This is a genomic window from Herbaspirillum sp. SJZ107 (genome assembly GCF_006715485.1).
GTDB lineage: Bacteria > Pseudomonadota > Gammaproteobacteria > Burkholderiales > Burkholderiaceae_D > Telluria.
In genome coordinates, this window is record NZ_VFNH01000001.1 from 2,014,346 (window position 1) to 2,032,494 (window position 18,149).

Sequence of the window (18,149 nt, forward strand, 5' to 3'; positions counted from 1 at the left end):
GTATCGTTCGTAGGGTGGGCACAGTGAACCCACCCTGCCGGTCTGATATATCAGTTATGGATGACAACTTAACATCAGCCCGGCCTGATTGCAACGTCAATCAGCGGGTGAACGCCGCGGCGTTGCCGGCATCCACGTTCAGCACGTTGCCGGTGCTCTTGCCCGCCTTGTCGCTGGCCAGGAAGTACACGGCTTCGGCGATATCCTCGGGCAGCACGCTGCGCTTCAGCATCGAACGCTTGCGGTAGAACTCCTCGACGTCGTCGGTGCCGATCTTGTTCGAGGCGGCACGCTCTTCCTTCCACTTGCCGTCCCAGATGCGCGACCCGCGGATCACGGCATCCGGATTCACCACGTTGACGCGGATGCCGTGTTCGGCACCTTCCAGCGCCACGCAGCGGGCCAGGTGCAGCTCGGCGGCCTTGGCGGTGCAGTAGGCCGAGGCGCCGGCGGATGCCACCAGGCCGTTCTTCGAGCCGACGAACACCATGCTGCCGCCCAGCCCCTGCTGCTTGAGCATCTGGAAGGCGGCGCGGCTGGCCAGGAAGTAGCCGGTGACCAGGATGTCCTGGTTGCGCTTCCAGATGTCGAGGGTGGTCTCTTCGAGCGGCGCGGCCGAGGCGATGCCGGCGTTCGAGACCAGGATGTCGACGCCGCCGAAGCGCAGCGCGGTGCTGCCGAAGATGGCGGCCACCTGCTCTTCGCTCGTGATGTTCGCCTGCACGACGGCGACGCTGTCCTTCCCGCCCACCTTGACCAGGTCGGCCCTGGCCTGTTCCAGCGCTTCGGCGTCGATATCGGTCAGCATCACGCAAGCGCCTTCCTGCAGCATCTGGCGTGCGACCGCCTGGCCGATGCCGCCGGCGCCGCCGGTGACGAGGGCGATGCGGCCGGCCAGGCTCTTCGGCTTGGGCATGCGCTGCAGCTTGGCTTCTTCGAGCAGCCAGTATTCGATGTCGAAGGCTTCCTGTTCCGGCAGGCCGACGTAAGTGTCGACGCCGTTCGCGCCGCGCATCACGTTGATGGCGTTGACGTAGAACTCGCCGGCGATGCGCGCGGTGGCCTTGTCCTTCGCGAAGGAGAGCATGCCCACGCCCGGGATCAGGTAGATGATCGGGTTGGCGTCGCGGATCTTCGGCGAGTTGTCGCGCTTGCTGCGCTCGTAATAGGCGGTGTAGTCGGCGCGGTAGGCTTCCAGGCCCTCGTCCAGGCCCGAGACCAGTTTGTCGAGGTCGGGTGCGGTCGGATCGAAGTCCAGCACCATCGGGCGGATCTTGGTGCGCAGGAAGTGGTCGGGGCAGGACGTACCCAGCAGCGCCAGCGGGGCCAGGTCGGCGCTGCCGACGAATTCCAGCACGGCGTCGCTGTCGTCGAAGTGGCCCAGCTTGTATTCGGTCTTGCTGATCTTGCCGCGCAGGAGCGGCATCAGGCGGGCGGCGACGGCGGCGCGTTCCTCCGCCGGCAGCGGCTGGTATTTCTGGCCGCCGAACACCGGCTGCTTGATGTTCGCGTTCAGCCAGTCCTCGGCGCGCTTGATCATCTGCAGCGTGGTCTCGTAGCACGACTTGGCGTCGTCGCCCCAGGTGAACAGGCCGTGGCCTTCGAGGATGATGCCCTTCAGGTTCGGCTGTTCCTGCGACAGCTTTTCCAGTTTCAGTCCGAGGTCGTAGCCGGGACGCTGCCATGGCAGCCAGCCCAGTTCTCCTTCGAACACGCGCTGGGTGATGGCTTCGCTGTTCTTGCAGGCAGCGATCGCGATCACCGAATCCGGGTGCATGTGGTCGACGTGCTTGCGCGCGATATAGGCATGCAGCGGGGTGTCGATCGAGGCGGCGCGCGGATTCAGGTTGAAGGTGCAGTGCGGAAGGTAGGCGACCATCTCGTCTTCCAGTTCGAGGCCGCGATAGCGCCCCTTGAGCGCGTTGAGCTTGTCCATGTACAGCGTCGAGAAGCCGTCCAGCTTGATCGAGCCGAGGTCGCCGCCCGAGCCCTTGACCCACAGGACCTCGACCTGCCCGCCGCTGAGCGGATCTTCCATCATGATCTTGGCGGAGGTGTTCCCGCCTCCGAAGTTGGTGATGCGCAGGTCCGAACCGAGCAGGTTCGAACGGTACAGCAGCAGTTCCGGTTCGCTCATCCCGGCCGCAAGTTGATCATTCCAGCGTGAGGCGATCGGTTCCTTCGGCTTGGTGTCGCTTAATGCGCTCATTGACAGTCTCCGTTATTGATTGAGTAAAGCTCGACATCCCTGGCCAGCGCCCTCTGGTGGAAAGCGTCCCTGGCAACCCGGACAAGTAGAAATCAGCGGGGTAATCAGTGTCAACTCAGAAACAGTCAACTTCCTGACCAAGAGCGAATTAATCATTTGCTTGATTGGATTGCGCATTTCGATGCGACGCGTCGTAGAAATAATCAGCGGCTTGAGCAATTGGTGATTGACGCGCCCTTGTAGTCTGATTAATCTTTAACGACGCAAAGCATTCCTTTTCGGCATGACTTTAGCGAGCCGCAATCCAAAAACAGACGGCAACAGGAGGAGACAACATGGTGAATCACAAACGCCGCAAGCGTTTGCTGAAGCTGCTGGCAGAACACCAGACAGCGACGGTGCAACAGCTTGTCGAATGGCTCAACGCGTCCCCGGCAACGGTCCGGCGCGACATCAGCTGGCTTGCAGCCCGCAACCTGCTCACCCGCACCCGCGGCGGCGCAGAAAACCTGCTCCCTAAGAAGCGCCAGTTCGCGCTGTCGAGCGAAACCTTCCAGAACAACATCCAGTGCTACGCGGCGCGCAAGCGTGCCATCGCGCGTCAGGCGGCGTCGATGTGCGTGGACGGCGAGACGATCATCATCAACGGTGGCACCACCACCTTCATGATGGCCGAGTTCCTGGCCGACAAACAGTTGAAGATCCTGACGAACTCGTTCCTGATGGCCGAACGGCTGCTGGTGTCGAGCGAGAACGAGATCATCGTCCCGGGCGGCAAAGTCTATCGCGAGCAGAACGTGATCCTCTCGCCCTTCGACAACGACATCACCCAGCACCACTACGCCAGCAAGATGTTCATGAGCGTGTATGGCCTGTCGCTGCTGGGCCTGATGGAAGCCGACCCGCTGCTGATCCAGGCCGAGAAGCGCCTGATCAGCCAAGCCGAGGAACTCGTGGTGCTGGCCGACAGCTCCAAGTTCGCCAAGAAGGCCGGCCTGATCCTGTGCGGCCTGGACCGCGTGGCCACCGTCATCACCGACACCAACGCCTCCGACAGCGCCGTGCAGCTGCTCGAACAGTACGGCGTCAACGTCGTCACCGTCGCGCCCGATGCGGCCGCCCCGAACCTGTGTGCGCCGCACTTCAATCATGCCTACGACCTGCAGTCGAACCCCGCATACGACCTGCAGACGGCCGCCATCTTCCAGACGGAGACATCGCATTGAGCATCAAGCATAACAAGATCAAGCGTCTCCTGATGGTTGCCGCCGCCGCCGGCCTGGTGGTCGGCGCGGCCGCGACCTTGTCCGGGTGCGACAAGAAGCCCGAGAAAACCCGCATCGCCATGGTCGTGAAAAACCTCGGCAACGGCTTCTTCGACGCCGCCCACGCCGGTGCCGACGAAGCGGCCAAACAGCTCGGCAACGTCGAGGTGATCTACACCGGCCCGACCACGCCCAGCGCCGAAGGCCAGATCGAGATCATCAACTCGCTGATCAGCCAGAAGGTCGATGCGATCGTCATCTCGGCCAACGACCCGAACGCGCTGGTGCCGATCGCGAAGAAGGCGATGCAGCGCGGGATCAAGGTGATCTCCTTCGATTCCGGCCTGGCGCCGGAAGGCCGCCAGATGCAGCTGAACCCGTCCAACGCGGAACTGATCGGCGAGAAGCAGATCCAGATGGCGGCCGGTTCGATGGGCGGCGCCGGCGAAGTCGCGATCCTGTCGGCGTCGGCCCAGGCCACCAACCAGAACATCTGGATCGGCGTGATGAAGCAGGTATTGCAAAAGCCGGAGTACGCCAAGGTCAAGCTGGTGGCCACCGTCTACGGCGACGACCAGTCGGACAAGAGCTACCGCGAAGCGATCGGCCTGCTGCGCAGCCACCCGAACCTGAAGGCGATCATCGCCCCGACCACGGTCGGCATCGTCGCCGCCAGCAAGGCGGTGGTCGACGAGCACCTGGTCGGCAAGGTCTACGTGACCGGTCTCGGGCTGCCGTCCGAGATGGCCGGCCACGTCAAGAGCGGCGCGGTCAAGGAATTCGCGATCTGGAATCCGATCGACCTGGGCTACGCCGCGACCTTTGCGGCCGACCAGTTCGTGACGGGCAAGGCTGCGGCCAAGGCGGGCACGCCGGTGTCGGTCGGCCGCCTGGGCCAGGTGACGCTGGACGACAAGGGCGAGGCGGCGCTGGGGCCGCCGTTCACTTACAACGCAGAGAACGTCGAGAAGTTTGCGAAGATGTTCTGATGGTTTGCCGCGGCGAATATGCCGCGGCGCTGCATCGATAAGTGTTGGCAGTAAGCCGTCGCCCCTGCGCAGGCAGGGGCCCAAGTTCTCGGCGCCGCGTTGACTCGTCCGACTTGGGTCCCTGCCTTCGCAGGGACGACGGTTTCTCTGCTAACGGGAAAATCACTTTGTCTGCTCAAATTATGCCCGTCACCCAAGCCCCAATCACGCCCACGTATGCCGATTCTCCGCCCGGCCCACCCGTCCTCGAACTGACCGGCATCAGCAAACGCTTCAACGGCATCCACGCCCTCAACGACGTCGGCCTCACCATCCGCGCCGGCGAAGTCATGGCCCTGATCGGCGAGAACGGCGCCGGCAAGTCGACCATGGTGAAAACCCTGACCGGCATCTACCAGCCCGACGCCGGCAGCATCCTCCTGGACGGCAAGCCGGTGGTGCTGAAAAGCCCGCAGGAAGCCATGCAGGCCGGGATCACCGCCGTGCACCAGGAAACCGTGATGTTCGACGAACTCTCCGTGGCCGAGAACATCTACGTCGGCCGCCAGCCGACCCGCGCCGGCGGCCGCATCGACTGGCGGCGCATCGAGCAGGAAGCCGAGGCCCTGTTCGCGCGCCTGGAAGTGGCGCTGCCGGTGCGCGCGCGCGTAAAAGACTTGTCGGTGGCGCAGCGCCACTTCGTCGAGATCGCCCGCGCGCTGTCGCAGGAGGCGCGCGTGGTGATCATGGACGAGCCGACCGCCGCGCTGTCGCAGCGCGAGATCCGCGAGCTATACCGCATCATCGCCCAACTCAAGGCTGCCGGCACCGCCGTCATCTTCATCTCGCACAAGTTCGACGAGATCTTCGAGGTGGCCGACCGCTACACCGTGCTGCGCGACGGCAGGTTCGTGGCCGACGGCGCGCTGTCCGCGATCACCGAGGCCGAACTGGTCGCGCTGATGGTCGGCCGCGCCGTCAACGATGCCTATCCGAAGGCGCAGGCCGAGATCGGCGGCCCGCTGCTGGAAGTGGACAAGCTGTGCCACTCGACCGAATTCGACCAGGTAAGTTTCACGCTGCGCCGCGGCGAGATCCTCGGCTTCTACGGCCTGGTCGGCGCCGGCCGCTCTGAAGTGATGCAGGCGATCTTCGGCATGACGCCCGGCGTGACCGGGAATGTGCGCCTCGAGGGCAAGCCCGTCGCCATCTCGACGCCGAGCCAGGCCATCGCCCACGGCATCGCCTACGTGCCGGAAGACCGCCAGCACCACGGCGCCCACCTGACGATGCCGATCCAGCAGAACATCTCGCTGCCGATCCTGTCGAAGATCGGGTTTTTCCTGCGCGGGCACCGTGCCCACGAAACGCAGATCGCGCGCCACTTCGCCGAGCAGCTGGAACTGAAGGCGAGCCACCTGACACAGCATGTGTCCGAGCTATCCGGCGGCAACCAGCAGAAGGTGGTGCTGGGCAAATGGCTGGCGACCGATCCGAAAGTGATCATCCTGGACGAGCCGACCAAGGGCATCGACATCGGCTCCAAGGCCGCGGTGCACCGCTTCATCAGCGAACTGGTGACGCGCGGTCTGTCGGTGATCCTGGTGTCGTCCGAGCTGCCGGAAGTGCTGGGGCTGGCCGACCGCGTGGTCGTGATGCAGCACGGGCACGTGCGGCGGGTGTTCGAACGCGGCGAGGCGACGCCGGAAATCGTGGTGGCCGCGGCGTCGGGCATCGAACTGGAATCGGCACGACAAGAGGAAAACGCAGCATGAAATCCCTGTTCCAACGCGAGCCCCTGCTCGCCCTGATGGTCGTGGCCCTGGTGCTGGCAGTCGGCGTCAAGGCCCCGGTGTTCCTGAGCGCGCCCTCGCTGGCCAACCTGGTCACCGACAGCACCCTGCTGGTGATGCTGGCGCTGGCCCAGATGCTGGTGGTCGTCACGCGCGGGGTCGACCTGTCGGTGGCGGCGAACCTGGCGCTGTCCGGCATGGTTGCGGCGATGCTGGCCTCGCGCCATCCGGAAGCGCCGCTGTTCGCGGTGGTGCTGATGGCGGTCGTCACCGGCCTGGCGCTGGGCCTGGTCAACGGCTGGCTGATCGGCTACCTCGGCCTGCCGCCGATCGTGATCACGCTCGGCACCATGAGCGTGTACCGCGGCCTGGTGTTCGTGCTGTCCGGCGGCACCTGGGTGTCGGCGCACCAGATGCCGGCCGACTTCATCGCGTTTCCGCTCACGCGCCTGTTCGGTCTGCCGCACCTGGTGTGGATCGCCGCCGCCGCGTTCGCGCTGTTCCTGTTCATCGCGCGCTTCACCCGCTTCGGGCGCGACCTGTTCGCGATCGGGAATGCGCCGCAGTGCGCCGGCTACATCGGCATCCCGACCGCGCGGCGCCTGCTGTGGACTTACGGCCTGTCCGGGCTGGTGGCCGGCCTGTGCGGCTACCTGTGGGTGGCGCGCTACGCGGTGGCCTACACCGAAGTGGCCTACGGCTTCGAATTCACCGTGATCGCCGCCTGCGTGATCGGCGGCGTCAGCATCGCCGGCGGCGTCGGCTCCGTGACCGGCGCCCTGCTCGGCGCGCTGTTCCTGACCGTTATCGGGAACGCGCTGCCGGTGCTGCAGGTGTCGCCGTTCTGGCAGAGCGCCCTGACCGGCCTGGTGATCCTGGCGGCGGTGCTGGTGAACGCCCGCGGCGGCCGCAAGGGCAGCCGCCAGATCCTGCCGCTGCACCGGAACCAGCTCGAACCAGCCGCGCACTAATATAAATAGAACAGGAGACCGCGTGAACACCACCGCCGTGCCGACCCCGCAGTCGAACAAACCGACGTCGCGCTACACCATCCTCGACCGCGAAGCCGTCAAGCTCAAGAGCGTCCTGGGACGCTGGGAAACCCTGCTCGCCCTGCTCCTGATCGTGGTCTTCACGGTCAACAGCATCGTGCTGCCGCACTTCCTCGACCTCTACAACCTGCTGGACGGCACCCAGAACTTCAGCGAAAAGGCGCTGATCGCGCTGCCGATGGCGCTCCTGATCATCTGCCGCGAGATCGACATCTCGGTGGCCGGCACGCTGGCGCTGTCCTCGGTGGCCATGGGGCTGGCGATGCAGGCCGGCTTTCCGCCGGCGACCCTGGTGCTGGTGGCGCTGGCGGCGGGCTGCGCCTGCGGCCTGCTCAACGGCGTGCTGGTCACGCGCTTCGGCCTGCCCTCGATCGTGGTCACTATCGGCACCGTGTCGCTGTTCCGCGGCCTGGCCAGCGTAGTCCTGGGCGACAAGGCCTTTACGGGTTACCCGCAGCTGATGGCCGACTGGGGCCAGGGCTACTTCTTCGGCATCGTGCCGCGCGAGTTCGTGGTGCTGCTGGCCTTCGCGGCGCTGTTCGCCTTCGTGCTGCACGCGACGTCCTGGGGCCGCCGCATCTTCGCGATCGGTAACAACCCGGACGCGGCGCGCTTTTCCGGCATCGCGGTCGACCGCTACCGCCTGGCGCTGTTCGTGCTGACCGGCGCCATGGCCGGCCTGGCCGCCTTCTTCCTCACCGGCCGCATCGGCTCCACCCGCCCGAACATCGCCACCGGCTGGGAGCTGGAAGTGATCACGATGGTGATCCTGGGCGGCGTCAGCATCGCCGGCGGCGCCGGCACCATCGGCGGCGTGCTGCTGGCGATCCTGACGCTGGGCGTGGCCACCTACGGCATGTCGCTGGCGAACATCCCCGGCATCTACATGACCATCGTGGTCGGCATCCTGCTGCTGGCGACGATCGCCCTGCCACGCCTGCTGCGTGCGCGCCGGGTGAGCAAATGAGTGACGACATGCAGCCGGACGCCCTGATCGTCCTCGACATCGGCAAGACCAACGCCAAGCTGGCGCTGATCGACGCCGGCGGGCGGGTGCTGGCCGAACAGCGCCGCCCGAACGCCGTCCTGGGCGGCGGCCTTTACCCGCACCACGACACCGAAGGTTTGTGGCAGTGGCTGCTGGCGACCTGCCGCGGCTTCGCCGGCCTGGCCGACGTCTCCGCCATCGTGCCGGTGACGCACGGCGCCACCGCGGCGCTGGTCGACCGCGACGGCCTGGTGCTGCCGGTACTCGACTACGAAGCCCGCTTGCCCGGCGTCGACTACACGGCGCGCCCGCCGTTTGCCGAGACCTGCTCCCCTAGCCTGCCCGCGGGCCTGAACCTGGGCCGCCAGCTGGCCTGGCTGCAGCAGTCCTTCCCGAACGAATTCGCCCGTACCCGCCACATCCTGATGTACCCGCAATACTGGGCCTGGCGCCTGTGCGGCGCCGCCTCCGGCGAAGCGACCTCGCTCGGCTGCCACACCGACCTGTGGAATCCGCGCACCCAGCAGTATTCGTCGCTGGTCGAGCGCATGGGCTGGCGCAAGCTGATGCCGCCGCTGGCGCCGGCCTGGGCGTCGCTCGGCACGCTGCGCGCCGAAGTGGCCGACGCCACCGGCCTGCCGCGCGGCTGCCAGGTACTGTCCGGCATCCACGACAGCAATGCCTCGCTGCTGCGCTACCTGGCGCAGCATGACCGTTCCGCCCCGCGCACGGTGCTCTCCACCGGCACCTGGATGATCGCCGCCGCCTTCGGCGTCGCCCTGGACGGCTTGCGCGAAGACGCCGACATGCTGGCCAACACCAATGCGCTCGGCCAGCCGGTGGCCTGCATGCGCTTCATGGGCGGGCGCGAGTTCGCCGAACTGGCCGGCGCCGTGGTCGAACCCTGCACCATCGACGACATCGAGCGCCTGGTGCGCCAGGGGACGCTGGCCCTGCCCTGCTTTGCCGCCACCGGCGGCCCGTTCGCCGGCCGCAGCGGCTGCATCGAGGGTCCGCCGCCGCGCGATGCACGCGAACGCTACGCGCTGGCGACCCTGTACTGCGTGCTGATGACCGATCATTGCCTCGACGCGCTGTGCGCCACCGGCCCGCTCGCGGTCGAAGGCAGCTTTACCGCCAACCCCTGGTTCGGGCCGCTGCTGGCCAGCCTGCGTCCGCACCAGCCCGTGAGCTACTCGGACGACGCCAGCGGCACCACCTGCGGTGGCTGGATGCTGCGCTACCGCGACGGCGTGCCGCCAGGGTCGAGCAGGGCGATCGGGCCGCGCGCGGTGGCAGGTTTGACGGCGTACCGCCAGCGCTGGCACCAGGCCCTGGACCTCACTGAGCCTGCTGCGTCATTGCCCGCGTAAGCCCGCTCGGCCCCGCAGGCCGGCGCGGCTGCCACACCCAGTCCAGCCCGCGCACGTAGCCGTCGCCCTTCACGCTCGTATGGTCGAGTCCTTCCATGCGGTAGTTCCGCAGCGCCAGGCCGTTGTAGTTACGGGTCGCCAGCTGCCTCTGGAACGTCACGATCGGCTCGCGGAAGCCCGCATACTCGTCGCCACCGTAGGAGATGAACATGCGCGCCGGCAGCGACTTGTGCGTACGCGCGTACTGCTCGTCCAGCTTCGCCAGCGCGCCCTCGTCCCAGCCGGCCGCCGGGCTGATCGCGATGTGCCCGGCAAAGAAGCCGGGCGCCTTGTAGGCCGCCGCGATCGCGAACAACCCGCCCAGCGAACTGCCGCCGATCACGCGCCCGGCCTTGTCGCCGCGGAAGCGCGACTCGACCAGCGGCGCCACTTCCTGCGTGATGAAGCCCAGGAAGGCGTCGGCCTTGCCGGAGTTCGCATCCGTGGCGCTGATCGTGTAGTCCTTGCGCCGCTCGACGTCGTAGTCCGTGCCGGCCGGGTAGGACAAGCCGACCATGATGAACTCGGGCGCCCGGTTATCGTAGATCAGGTTGCCGTAGGTGGACACCAGCAGCGGCGTGTCCCAGTAAGCGTCGAGGTAGTACAGCACCGGATACGTTTTGCCCGGATTGGCCGCGTAGCTCGCCGGCAGGACCACCACCAGCTCGTACTTGCGGCCCGCCTTGGACTGCAGCGGCACGATCCGGGTATTGTTCAACACGAACGGCTTGAATTCCGCCTGCGCGGCCGCCGGGGCGGCGGGCGCCAGCCAGATGCCGGATACCGCCGCCAGCACGACCAATAAACGTTTGCCCATCGAAGTCTCCTTATGATTGTGCATGCCTGGCTCAGCGCGGCAGCTCGGCCGCCGTGCCGGTGACGGTCAAACGCGCCGACACCGTCTTCGCATGGCGCGGCTGGCCGCCGCCGAGGTAGAGGGTGTAGACGCCGGGGACGACGCGGCGCTTGCCGGCGGCATCGACCGAGGACAGCGCGCGCGCATCGAGCGCCAGGCTCACCTTCGTGCTGGCACCCGCGGCCAGGTGCACGCGGCTGAAGCCGGCCAGGGTCGGGTTGGCCGGATCGCCCGGCTTGGCCAGGTACAGCTGCACCACCTCGTCGCCGTCGCGCGCGCCGCTGTTGGCCACCTCCACCGTCACGGTTGCCGGCTGGCCGGCCGCGACCGAGGCCGCCGCCAGCGCCGGCGTGCGGTAGTCGAAGCGGGTGTAGCTCAAGCCGTGGCCGAAGGGGTACAGCGGCTCGCCGCGGAAGTAGCGGTAGGTGCGGCCCTCCATCCGGTAGTCGGGGAAAGGCGGCAGCTGGTCGGCCGATTTGTAAAAGGTCACCGGCAGGCGGCCGGCCGGGCTGTAGTCGCCGGCGATCAGGCCTGCCACCGCGTGGCCGCCCTCGCCGCCCGGATACCAGGCCTGGACGATCGCGGGCACGTGCTTGTCGGCCCAGTTGACCGCCAGCGCGCTGCCGCTCATCAGCACCAGCACCGTGGGCTTGCCGGCCGCGCTGACGCGTTCCAGCAATTGCTGCTGCGGTGCCGGCAGGTCGAGGCTGGTGCGGTCGCCGCCGGCGAAGCCGGGCACCTGCAGCTTCAGTTCCTCGCCTTCCAGGTTGGCATTCAGGCCGCCCACGAACACCACCAGGTCGGCGCGTGCGGCGGCGTCGACCGCTTCGCGGCCGCTGTCGATCGGCGGGCTCCAGACCAGCTTCTGGTTGCCGCGCGCGCCCTTCTGCACCGCCTCGATGCGGATCGGATAGACCTGCCCGGCCTTGAGGTCGACCTTGCCGTAATCGATCGACGGCGAATCGGTGACGTCCCAGGCATCCACAATCTGCTTGCCGTCGAGCCACATGCGATACGCGCCGGTGCTGACGAAGCGCAGCCGGTAGATGCCGCTTGCCGGCGCCTTCAGGTAACCGCTCCAGCGCAGCGCCGTGTTGCGCTTGCCGTCCTGCCATTCGACGCGGGCTGCGGGTTCGAGCCGTTTCAGCGTCGGCGTGCCTTCGAGCGCTGCACCGGTCGACAGCGCCGCGAAATGCTCGGCGTTCAGGCCGGGCGTGCGGCAGGCGGCGTCCGCACAGAAGGCGGTGGCCGGCACCGCCGGTTCGGCCGGGCCGGCCAGGCCGGAGCCCTCGGCGTAGATCACCTTGGCGTCGGGATAGCGGGCGCGGATGCCGGCCAGGACCGTCACCGGGTGCGAGGGCTGGCCGTTGTAGTTGCCGACCAGGGCATCGTCGCTGTCGGCGTTCGGTCCGATCACGGCGATGGTGCGCGGCGCCTGCTTCAGGGGCAGCAGGCCGTCGTTCTTCAGCAGCACCATCGATTCCTGCGCCATCTTCAGGGACACGGCGCGGTGCGCCGGGGTATCGTAGTCGTCTGCGCGGATGCCGGCAAAGGCCGGCTGCGGGTCGAACATGCCGAGCCGGATGCGTCCGGTGAACAGCCGCACCAGCGCGCGGTCGACCACGGCTTGCGGCAGCAGCCCCTGGCGCACGGAACTGACGATGGGTCCGGCCTCGGTCGTCATGCCGTTGCGGTAGTCGCCGCAGATCAGGTCCATGCCGGCCTTGAAGCCGACCGCCACCGCCTCTTCCGGCGTGCGCGTGTAGTGCAGGCTGTCGGGACGGTAGATGTTGGCGGCGCCGCCGCAATCCGAGACCACGAAGCCCTTGAAGCCCCAGGCCCGGCGCAAGGTCTTCTCCATCAGGTCGTCGCTGGCGCAGGCCGGCACGCCGTTCACCGCGTTGTAGGCGCACATGACCGATTGCACTTTGCCCTCGGTAACCGTGGCGCGGAAGGCCGGCAGATACGTGTCTTCGAGATCGTGCGCGGACGGATGCACGTCCTCGCGGTGGCGGTTCGATTCCGGGCCGCTGTGCACGGCGAAGTGCTTGGCGGTGGCGATGGTCTTGAACAAGGCCGGGTCGTCGCCCTGCAGGCCGTCGATGAAGCCGATCGCCATGCGCGACGTCAGGAACGGGTCCTCGCCATACGTTTCCTGGCCGCGGCCCCAGCGCGGGTCGCGAAAGATATTGATGTTGGGCGACCACACGGTGAGGCCGCGGTACCACTCGGCGCCGCCGTCGGGTGCGCGGTTCTGCAGGTACTTGGCGCGGAATTCGGTGGCGATGACGTCGCCCGTTTGCCGCATCAGCGCCGGGTTCCAGGTGGCCGCCATGCCGACCGCCTGCGGGAACACGGTGGCGTAGCCGGCGCGCGCCACGCCGTGCAGGCCCTCGTTCCACCAGTTGTAGGCAGGGACGCCGAGGCGCGCAATCGCAGGTGCGGCGTTGCCGAGCTGGACGGCCTTTTCTTCGAGCGTCATGCGCGCCACCAGCTCGGCGGCGCGCGCTTCGGGGGCACGCTGGGGGTCGAGCCAGCCGCAGGACGCGGCCTGGCAGGCGGCCGGCACCTGCTGCGCCTGGCCGGCGCCGGCCGGCAGCAGCGCCGCGGCCAGCGCCAGCACCAGTGCGCGGCGGGCGCCCAGGGCCGGGGAGTCGGATCTTGTCATCTTGTGTCTCCGTTTTCTCTTGTTATCGCTAACAACCTGAGTTGTGCATTCTATTGATGCGCAGGAATGCTAACACGGAAATGGCCCTATGTTATCGCTAACCGGACGAATGCAGTCTGCATGAGCACCATCAATCGGGCCATGCACGGCGATTGACGCCCACCGTCCGTTTTGTTGAAGTGGTCTTCCAAACCAACGACACGCGCCTGGCGCGATGGAGACGACAATGCGAACGCTGAACTGGATGCGCCGGCTGCTGCCGCGGCTGGCCTTCGTCCGTAAGCAGCAAGCCTGGAACCCGACACGGCGGGCACTGATTCTGGCGGCAGGGCTGGCCAGCCTGCTCGCCGGCGGAACCGCCCAGGCCGACGACCTCACCCGCAGCAATGGCGGCAGCAGCAAGTGGGCCGCGACCTGGGCCACCTCGATCCAGGCCGCCTATGTGGCGCCGACCACGCCGCAAGGTGCCGCGGTACCCGGTTTCGACCCGCAGCCCGACCTCAGTTTCGCGCTGCCCAACGCCACCGTCAACGGCGCGAGTAACCAGACCTTCCGCATGATCGTCAAGCCCGATTTGTGGGGCCATACGATCCGCGTGCGCTTCTCGAACGTGTTCGGCACCCGCCCGGTGACCTTCAGCCACGCCGCGGTGGCGCTGCAAGCCTTCCAGGCCAACATCGCGCGCGGCACCAGCGTGCCGCTGCGCTTCCGCGGCAACACCAGCGTCACGATCCCCGCCGGCCAGCAGGTGTTCAGCGATCCGGTCGCGCTGCCCTTCGTGTCCGACGCCGACGCCGACCGCTTTGCCGGCCGCAACCTGGCGATCAGCTTCGCCGTCGACGGCGCCACCGGCCCGGCCAGCTACCATGGGAGCGCCTTCACCACCTCTTATATCAGTGCGCCGAATTCCGGCGACCAGGTGCTGGCCGAGGACGACATCGCCTTCCCCTACTCGACCACCTCGTGGTTCTTCGTCAGCGAAGTCGACGTGCTGGTACCGCGCGACACCCTGGTGGTGGTGGCCTTCGGCGACTCGATCACGGACGGCACCTTCTCCACCCTGAACGGCAACGACCGCTGGGCCAACGTGATGGCGCGCCAGCTGCACAAGCGCCTGGGCGCCAAGGTCAGCGTGGTCAATGCCGGCATCGGCGGCAACGGCGTGGTGGCGCTGCGCACCGGCCAGCCGGCCACCCAGCGCGTCGCGCGCGACGTGATCGGGCTGTCGGGCGCGAACCTGGTGGTCTGGCTCGAGGGGATCAACGACCTCGGCGGCGGCCAGCTGACGCCGCCGCCGATCATCGCCGGCTACCGCCAGGTCGTCACCAGCCTGCGCAGCGCCGGACTCGGCGTGATCGGCGCGACGATCACGTCCAGCTACGTGCCGAACGGCCAGGTGCCGGCCAACAGTCCGCTGGCGGCGGTGTCGCCGACGCTGGCGGCGCAATACGGCAACGCCCAGACCGACGCCTACCGCAGGACGCTGAACCGCTTCATCCTGAACAGCGGCCTGTTCGACGCCACCGCCGATTTCGACGCCGTCACCACCGACCCGGCCACCGGCACGCTGCTGGCACCCTATGTGCCGAACAGCGAGGGCAGCGCCGGCGATTACCTGCACCCGAACCGGGCCGGCTACCAGGCGATGGGCGTGGCGGCGGCGAATGCGGTGAGTGGCTGGCTGGCGCGCAGCGCCGTGACGGCTGGCGCACGCTGACCTGCATCCCGGGCGCCGACGCATGTACTACGCGGCGGCGCCGTGCCTGTTCAGCGCTGCGGCAAGATCTCGAGCGGCACGCCGCCGCGCGCCGCCCGCAGTGTCACCAGCTTCACCGGCTCCAGCGCATTCTCCGGCTTGCCGTCGGTAGTGACCGCCAGCGCAATCGAGTTGTCGCCGTTCGGATCGATGATACCCGGCGGGATGACGAACACGCGCTGCGGCCCGATGTTGGCGGCGAACTGGCCCATGTTCCAGCCGTTGACGAAGATGACCGCGCGGTTGTCGCGGTCGGAGCGGGGCTTGGCCGTATCGCCGAAGGCGAGGCCGAGCTGGATGTCGTGTCCCTTCGGCAGGTCCAGCTTGACCTGCGTGCGCAGCCAGTAGGTGCCCGCCGCCGGCGGCGCGGCGCCGGGCTTCGCCGCGGTCCAGCCCGCGCCCGGGTTTGCTGGCAGGTGCCAGCCTTCGCGCTCGCCGTACAAACCGCCGTTGTTGAGCGGGCCGCGCAGCTGGTCGCTGCCGTCCTCGCCACCGCGCCTGCCCTGGAGGCGCCACGCGATCGGCACCCCGAAACGCTGGCCGCCACGGACCGACAGCGAGGCCGCGATCAGGCCGCGCGCTTCGCGGTGGGCGTCGTCGGCCATCAGGTCCCAGTTGTGCGAGTTGTTGCGCACCATGACGGCGATCGTATGCGCGCCGGGCGCCAGCGCGCCAAGTTGCAGCTTGACGCTGTCGGTGGTCTCGGGAAAGGCCCGTCCCGTATCGAGTTCGTGCTGGCTGGCGAAGCGGCCGTCGATCCAGACCTGCAGCATGCCGCCGCCACCGCCGCCGTAGAACAGGTCGAGTTCATGCTTGCCGCCGGCCTTGATGTCGGCGCGGCCACGATACCAGACGTCGCCATGGTGGAAACCGTAGTCGCTCATCGCCAGCGTCGGCTGGCCGCGCTCGGGCAGGGTCCAGGTCTGGGCTGCCGAACCGCGGTGGTCCGCTCTGATCCACGCGCTGTCGTCGAAGCCGGGCTGCGCTTCCGGGCTGTCCATGCGGCGGGTCCAGGCCAGCGTCGCCAGGTCGGGCAGCCTGATCGCGTCCGGCCCCTTGACCGTGCCCGTGCGCAGGCTGCCGTCCGGCTGGGCGCTGGTAGCCATTGGCGCGCCGTTGAAGCTGACCGAGGTCACCACGGGCGCCCACAACTCGAGTATGCCGTCCTCGGTGGTGTCGCCGCTCAGCGCCAGGCGCCCGCCTTCGATGCGGGCCGAGCGCAGCAGCGCGCCGCCCAGCTGCAGCATGCGGCCCGCACCTGTGTCGGCGGTCCAGAAACGCGTGCTGGTCTTTTCGTCGGCCAGCAGCAGGAGCAGCGGAGATCGGCCACCGCCCGTGATGCGCACGCGTGCCAGGCCGTCGTGGGTGTAGCCCAGTTTCAGGTCACCCCTGGCGGCGTCGAAGGCCGAGGTCACGCGCCCGGCCAGCACCTCGACCTCCGGCGCGCCTGCATAACGCAGTACGGTTTCCCCGGATTCGCCGTCGCGGCCCTGCAGCAGTACGATGTCGCGCTCGCCGTTCGGCAGATGCGCCTGCAGCTCCGAGGTCGAATAGACCAGATGCTGGCGCTGCAGGTCGACGTCGGCCAGCAGCATCTTGGCATCCTGACCGTTCAGGCGCGACGCGAGCGTGTAGCTGCCGTCGCGCGTCGCCAGGTCGAAGCTGAAACGGTCGTCGCTCAGCAGGTCGGAAGGCTGGTGCACGGCAAACAGCACGTGCCCGCCGAGCGCCGGGTTGACGTTGTGGTACACGCGCACCCTGGGCGACGAGGTCCTGATCTCCGGTCCCTTGTCCATCTGCGCCAGCACCGGCTCGGCCGCCTGCACGAACATGCCCTGCTGCTTGAGCGCCAGCGCCTTGGGCCGCAGGCCGCGGTCTTCCGAGATCGGCGCACCGTAGTCGTAGGAGGTGTACACGATCGGCCCCGGCAGCCAGCCCCAGGAGGTGCCGCCGAAGGCCATGTACAGGTTGTGGATGGTGATGCGGTTGATCAAGTCGGTACCGTAGAACACCCGCTGGTAGCCCTTGCCCTGGCGCTCGGCGGTGCAATTGTAGGTGCCGTTCGAGCCCCAGTAGTCGAACCAGCCGGAGCCCAGTTCGGCGGCGAAGCCGGGCGTGTTCGGCGAGGTCAGCGCACCGGCCTTCGGACCGGGCTTGCCGTAGATACCCCAGTCCGGCGCCCGGTTCGGACCGGACGGGTCGGCGTGCACATTGCAGGTGCCGCCCGGGTAGCCGTCGAAGGCGTACAGCTCGGTGGGACCGGGGTTGGCCCAGGCGGCGCTGGAATCCTTCGGCGCCCAGTCGGGCAGGCGCCCGGCCGCGTTGTGGAACATCGGGACGCTGATGCCGTCCGTGCGCGCCTTGGCTGCCAGGTGTTCCATTGCACGCACGTGCTTGGGTTCGACCTTGCCCAGTTCGTTTTCGAGCTGGTAGGCGATCACGCTGCCGCCGCCGTTGGTGACCTGGTGGCGGGCGATGATGGCGTTGATCCGGCCCAGCCACTCGTCGGCCGCGGCCAGGTAGACCGGGTCGTCGGTGCGCGCCTCGGCCTTGTTGCGGAACATCCAGCCTGGGAAGCCGCCGCCGGACAGTTCGGCGTTCACATACGGGCCGGGCCGCGCGATCACATACATGCCCTCTTCCTCGGCGATGCGCAGCAGGCGGTCCATGTCGCGCACGCCGCTGAAGTCGTAGACGCCGGGTTTGGGCGAATGGTAGGCCCAGTCGAAGTAGAACGAGACGCCGTTGAAGCCGAGCGCCTTCATCTTCTGGATCACGTCGCGCCACAGCGATGGATTGGGCAGGCGGAACGGATGGATCTCGCCCGACCAGACCACGATGCGCTTGCCGTCGACCAGCAGTGAATAGCGATCCCAGGTGACTTTTTTCGGTGTGCCACGCGACGCCGCCGGCACCCCGCCGGCCATCGGCGCTACCGGTGCCGTTGGCGCCGCCTTCACCGCCGCCGTATCGGAAGCCTGCGGAATACCCAGTTCCTGCGCCCGGCCGGCGCCACCTGCCATCGCAATGACAAGGGCAATGACAGGCGCCAGCAAGACGCTACGCGGCAGTGAGCGGGACGGCGAACGGGGCGGCATGGAATGGGTCACCGGGTGGTCTCCTGTTGGTGTTGTGACCGTATTGTCACCGCGATGAGCGATGTGTTGGTGAAATGCCATGCA

Annotated in this window: 11 protein-coding genes; 7 read left to right on the top strand and 4 right to left on the bottom strand. The window is 67.7% G+C overall.

The features are described from left to right. Window positions 1-100 precede the first annotated feature (100 nt). The gene (locus FBX97_RS08925) at window positions 101-2,209 is read right to left on the bottom strand and encodes a bifunctional rhamnulose-1-phosphate aldolase/short-chain dehydrogenase (protein WP_141830447.1); all 2,109 of its coding nucleotides are present in this window, start codon (window positions 2,207-2,209) and stop codon (window positions 101-103) included. A gap of 335 nt (window positions 2,210-2,544) precedes the next feature. On the opposite strand from FBX97_RS08925, the gene FBX97_RS08930 reads away from it, so the two are divergent. The 6 genes from FBX97_RS08930 (at window position 2,545) to FBX97_RS08955 (ending at window position 9,648) form a co-directional block, all read left to right on the top strand. After that, window positions 2,545-3,435 (top strand): DeoR/GlpR family DNA-binding transcription regulator, encoded by an 891-nt coding sequence (locus tag FBX97_RS08930; RefSeq protein ID WP_141830449.1) that lies wholly within the window; start codon window positions 2,545-2,547, stop codon window positions 3,433-3,435. A 32-nt stretch (window positions 3,436-3,467) separates the two neighbouring features. Beyond that, window positions 3,468-4,463 (top strand): rhamnose ABC transporter substrate-binding protein, encoded by a 996-nt coding sequence (gene rhaS / locus FBX97_RS08935; RefSeq protein WP_141831060.1) that lies wholly within the window; start codon window positions 3,468-3,470, stop codon window positions 4,461-4,463. 182 nt (window positions 4,464-4,645) lie between these two features. Then, window positions 4,646-6,217 (top strand): sugar ABC transporter ATP-binding protein, encoded by a 1,572-nt coding sequence (locus FBX97_RS08940; protein ID WP_141830451.1) that lies wholly within the window; start codon window positions 4,646-4,648, stop codon window positions 6,215-6,217. Beyond that, window positions 6,214-7,206, top strand: coding sequence for an ABC transporter permease (locus FBX97_RS08945; RefSeq protein WP_141830453.1), 993 nt, complete (start codon window positions 6,214-6,216; stop codon window positions 7,204-7,206). Before FBX97_RS08940 ends, FBX97_RS08945 begins: the two co-directional genes overlap by 4 nt. Window positions 7,207-7,228: 22 nt before the next feature. After that, a complete protein-coding gene (locus FBX97_RS08950) occupies window positions 7,229-8,254 on the top strand; it encodes an ABC transporter permease (RefSeq protein WP_141830455.1) in 1,026 nt (341 codons plus the stop codon). After that, window positions 8,251-9,648 (top strand): FGGY-family carbohydrate kinase, encoded by a 1,398-nt coding sequence (locus tag FBX97_RS08955; RefSeq protein WP_255517361.1) that lies wholly within the window; start codon window positions 8,251-8,253, stop codon window positions 9,646-9,648. Before FBX97_RS08950 ends, FBX97_RS08955 begins: the two co-directional genes overlap by 4 nt. Here the strand turns inward: FBX97_RS08955 and FBX97_RS08960 are convergent. Both FBX97_RS08960 and FBX97_RS08965 read right to left on the bottom strand, forming a co-directional pair. After that, on the bottom strand, window positions 9,617-10,504 hold the full coding sequence (locus FBX97_RS08960) for an alpha/beta hydrolase (protein WP_185748516.1): 888 nt from the start codon (window positions 10,502-10,504) through the stop codon (window positions 9,617-9,619). The genes FBX97_RS08955 and FBX97_RS08960 overlap by 32 nt on opposite strands. A gap of 31 nt (window positions 10,505-10,535) precedes the next feature. Then, complete coding sequence (locus tag FBX97_RS08965; protein WP_141830459.1) at window positions 10,536-13,211, bottom strand: glycoside hydrolase family 3 protein; 2,676 nt, start codon at window positions 13,209-13,211, stop codon at window positions 10,536-10,538. A 226-nt stretch (window positions 13,212-13,437) separates the two neighbouring features. Between FBX97_RS08965 and FBX97_RS08970 the strand changes: the two genes are divergently transcribed. After that, on the top strand, window positions 13,438-14,928 hold the full coding sequence (locus FBX97_RS08970; protein ID WP_185748517.1) for a GDSL-type esterase/lipase family protein: 1,491 nt from the start codon (window positions 13,438-13,440) through the stop codon (window positions 14,926-14,928). 50 nt (window positions 14,929-14,978) lie between these two features. On the opposite strand, the gene FBX97_RS08975 is transcribed toward FBX97_RS08970, so the two are convergent. Further along, a complete protein-coding gene (locus tag FBX97_RS08975; protein WP_255517362.1) occupies window positions 14,979-17,990 on the bottom strand; it encodes a beta-galactosidase in 3,012 nt (1,003 codons plus the stop codon). Between the last annotated feature and the right edge of the window lie 159 nt (window positions 17,991-18,149).

What these genes read in the sequence shown, in the direction of transcription:
- FBX97_RS08965 (WP_141830459.1), bottom strand. Translation starts at nt 13,211, where the DNA reads ATGACAAGATCCGACTCCCCGGCCCTGGGCGCCCGCCGCGCACTGGTG.
- FBX97_RS08925 (WP_141830447.1), bottom strand. Translation starts at nt 2,209, where the DNA reads ATGAGCGCATTAAGCGACACCAAGCCGAAGGAACCGATCGCCTCACGC.
- FBX97_RS08955 (WP_255517361.1), top strand. Translation starts at nt 8,251, where the DNA reads ATGAGTGACGACATGCAGCCGGACGCCCTGATCGTCCTCGACATCGGC.
- FBX97_RS08975 (WP_255517362.1), bottom strand. Translation starts at nt 17,990, where the DNA reads ATGGCAGGTGGCGCCGGCCGGGCGCAGGAACTGGGTATTCCGCAGGCT.
- FBX97_RS08945 (WP_141830453.1), top strand. Translation starts at nt 6,214, where the DNA reads ATGAAATCCCTGTTCCAACGCGAGCCCCTGCTCGCCCTGATGGTCGTG.
- FBX97_RS08960 (WP_185748516.1), bottom strand. Translation starts at nt 10,504, where the DNA reads ATGGGCAAACGTTTATTGGTCGTGCTGGCGGCGGTATCCGGCATCTGG.
- FBX97_RS08940 (WP_141830451.1), top strand. Translation starts at nt 4,646, where the DNA reads ATGCCCGTCACCCAAGCCCCAATCACGCCCACGTATGCCGATTCTCCG.
- FBX97_RS08930 (WP_141830449.1), top strand. Translation starts at nt 2,545, where the DNA reads ATGGTGAATCACAAACGCCGCAAGCGTTTGCTGAAGCTGCTGGCAGAA.
- rhaS (WP_141831060.1), top strand. Translation starts at nt 3,468, where the DNA reads ATGGTTGCCGCCGCCGCCGGCCTGGTGGTCGGCGCGGCCGCGACCTTG.
- FBX97_RS08970 (WP_185748517.1), top strand. Translation starts at nt 13,438, where the DNA reads ATGCGAACGCTGAACTGGATGCGCCGGCTGCTGCCGCGGCTGGCCTTC.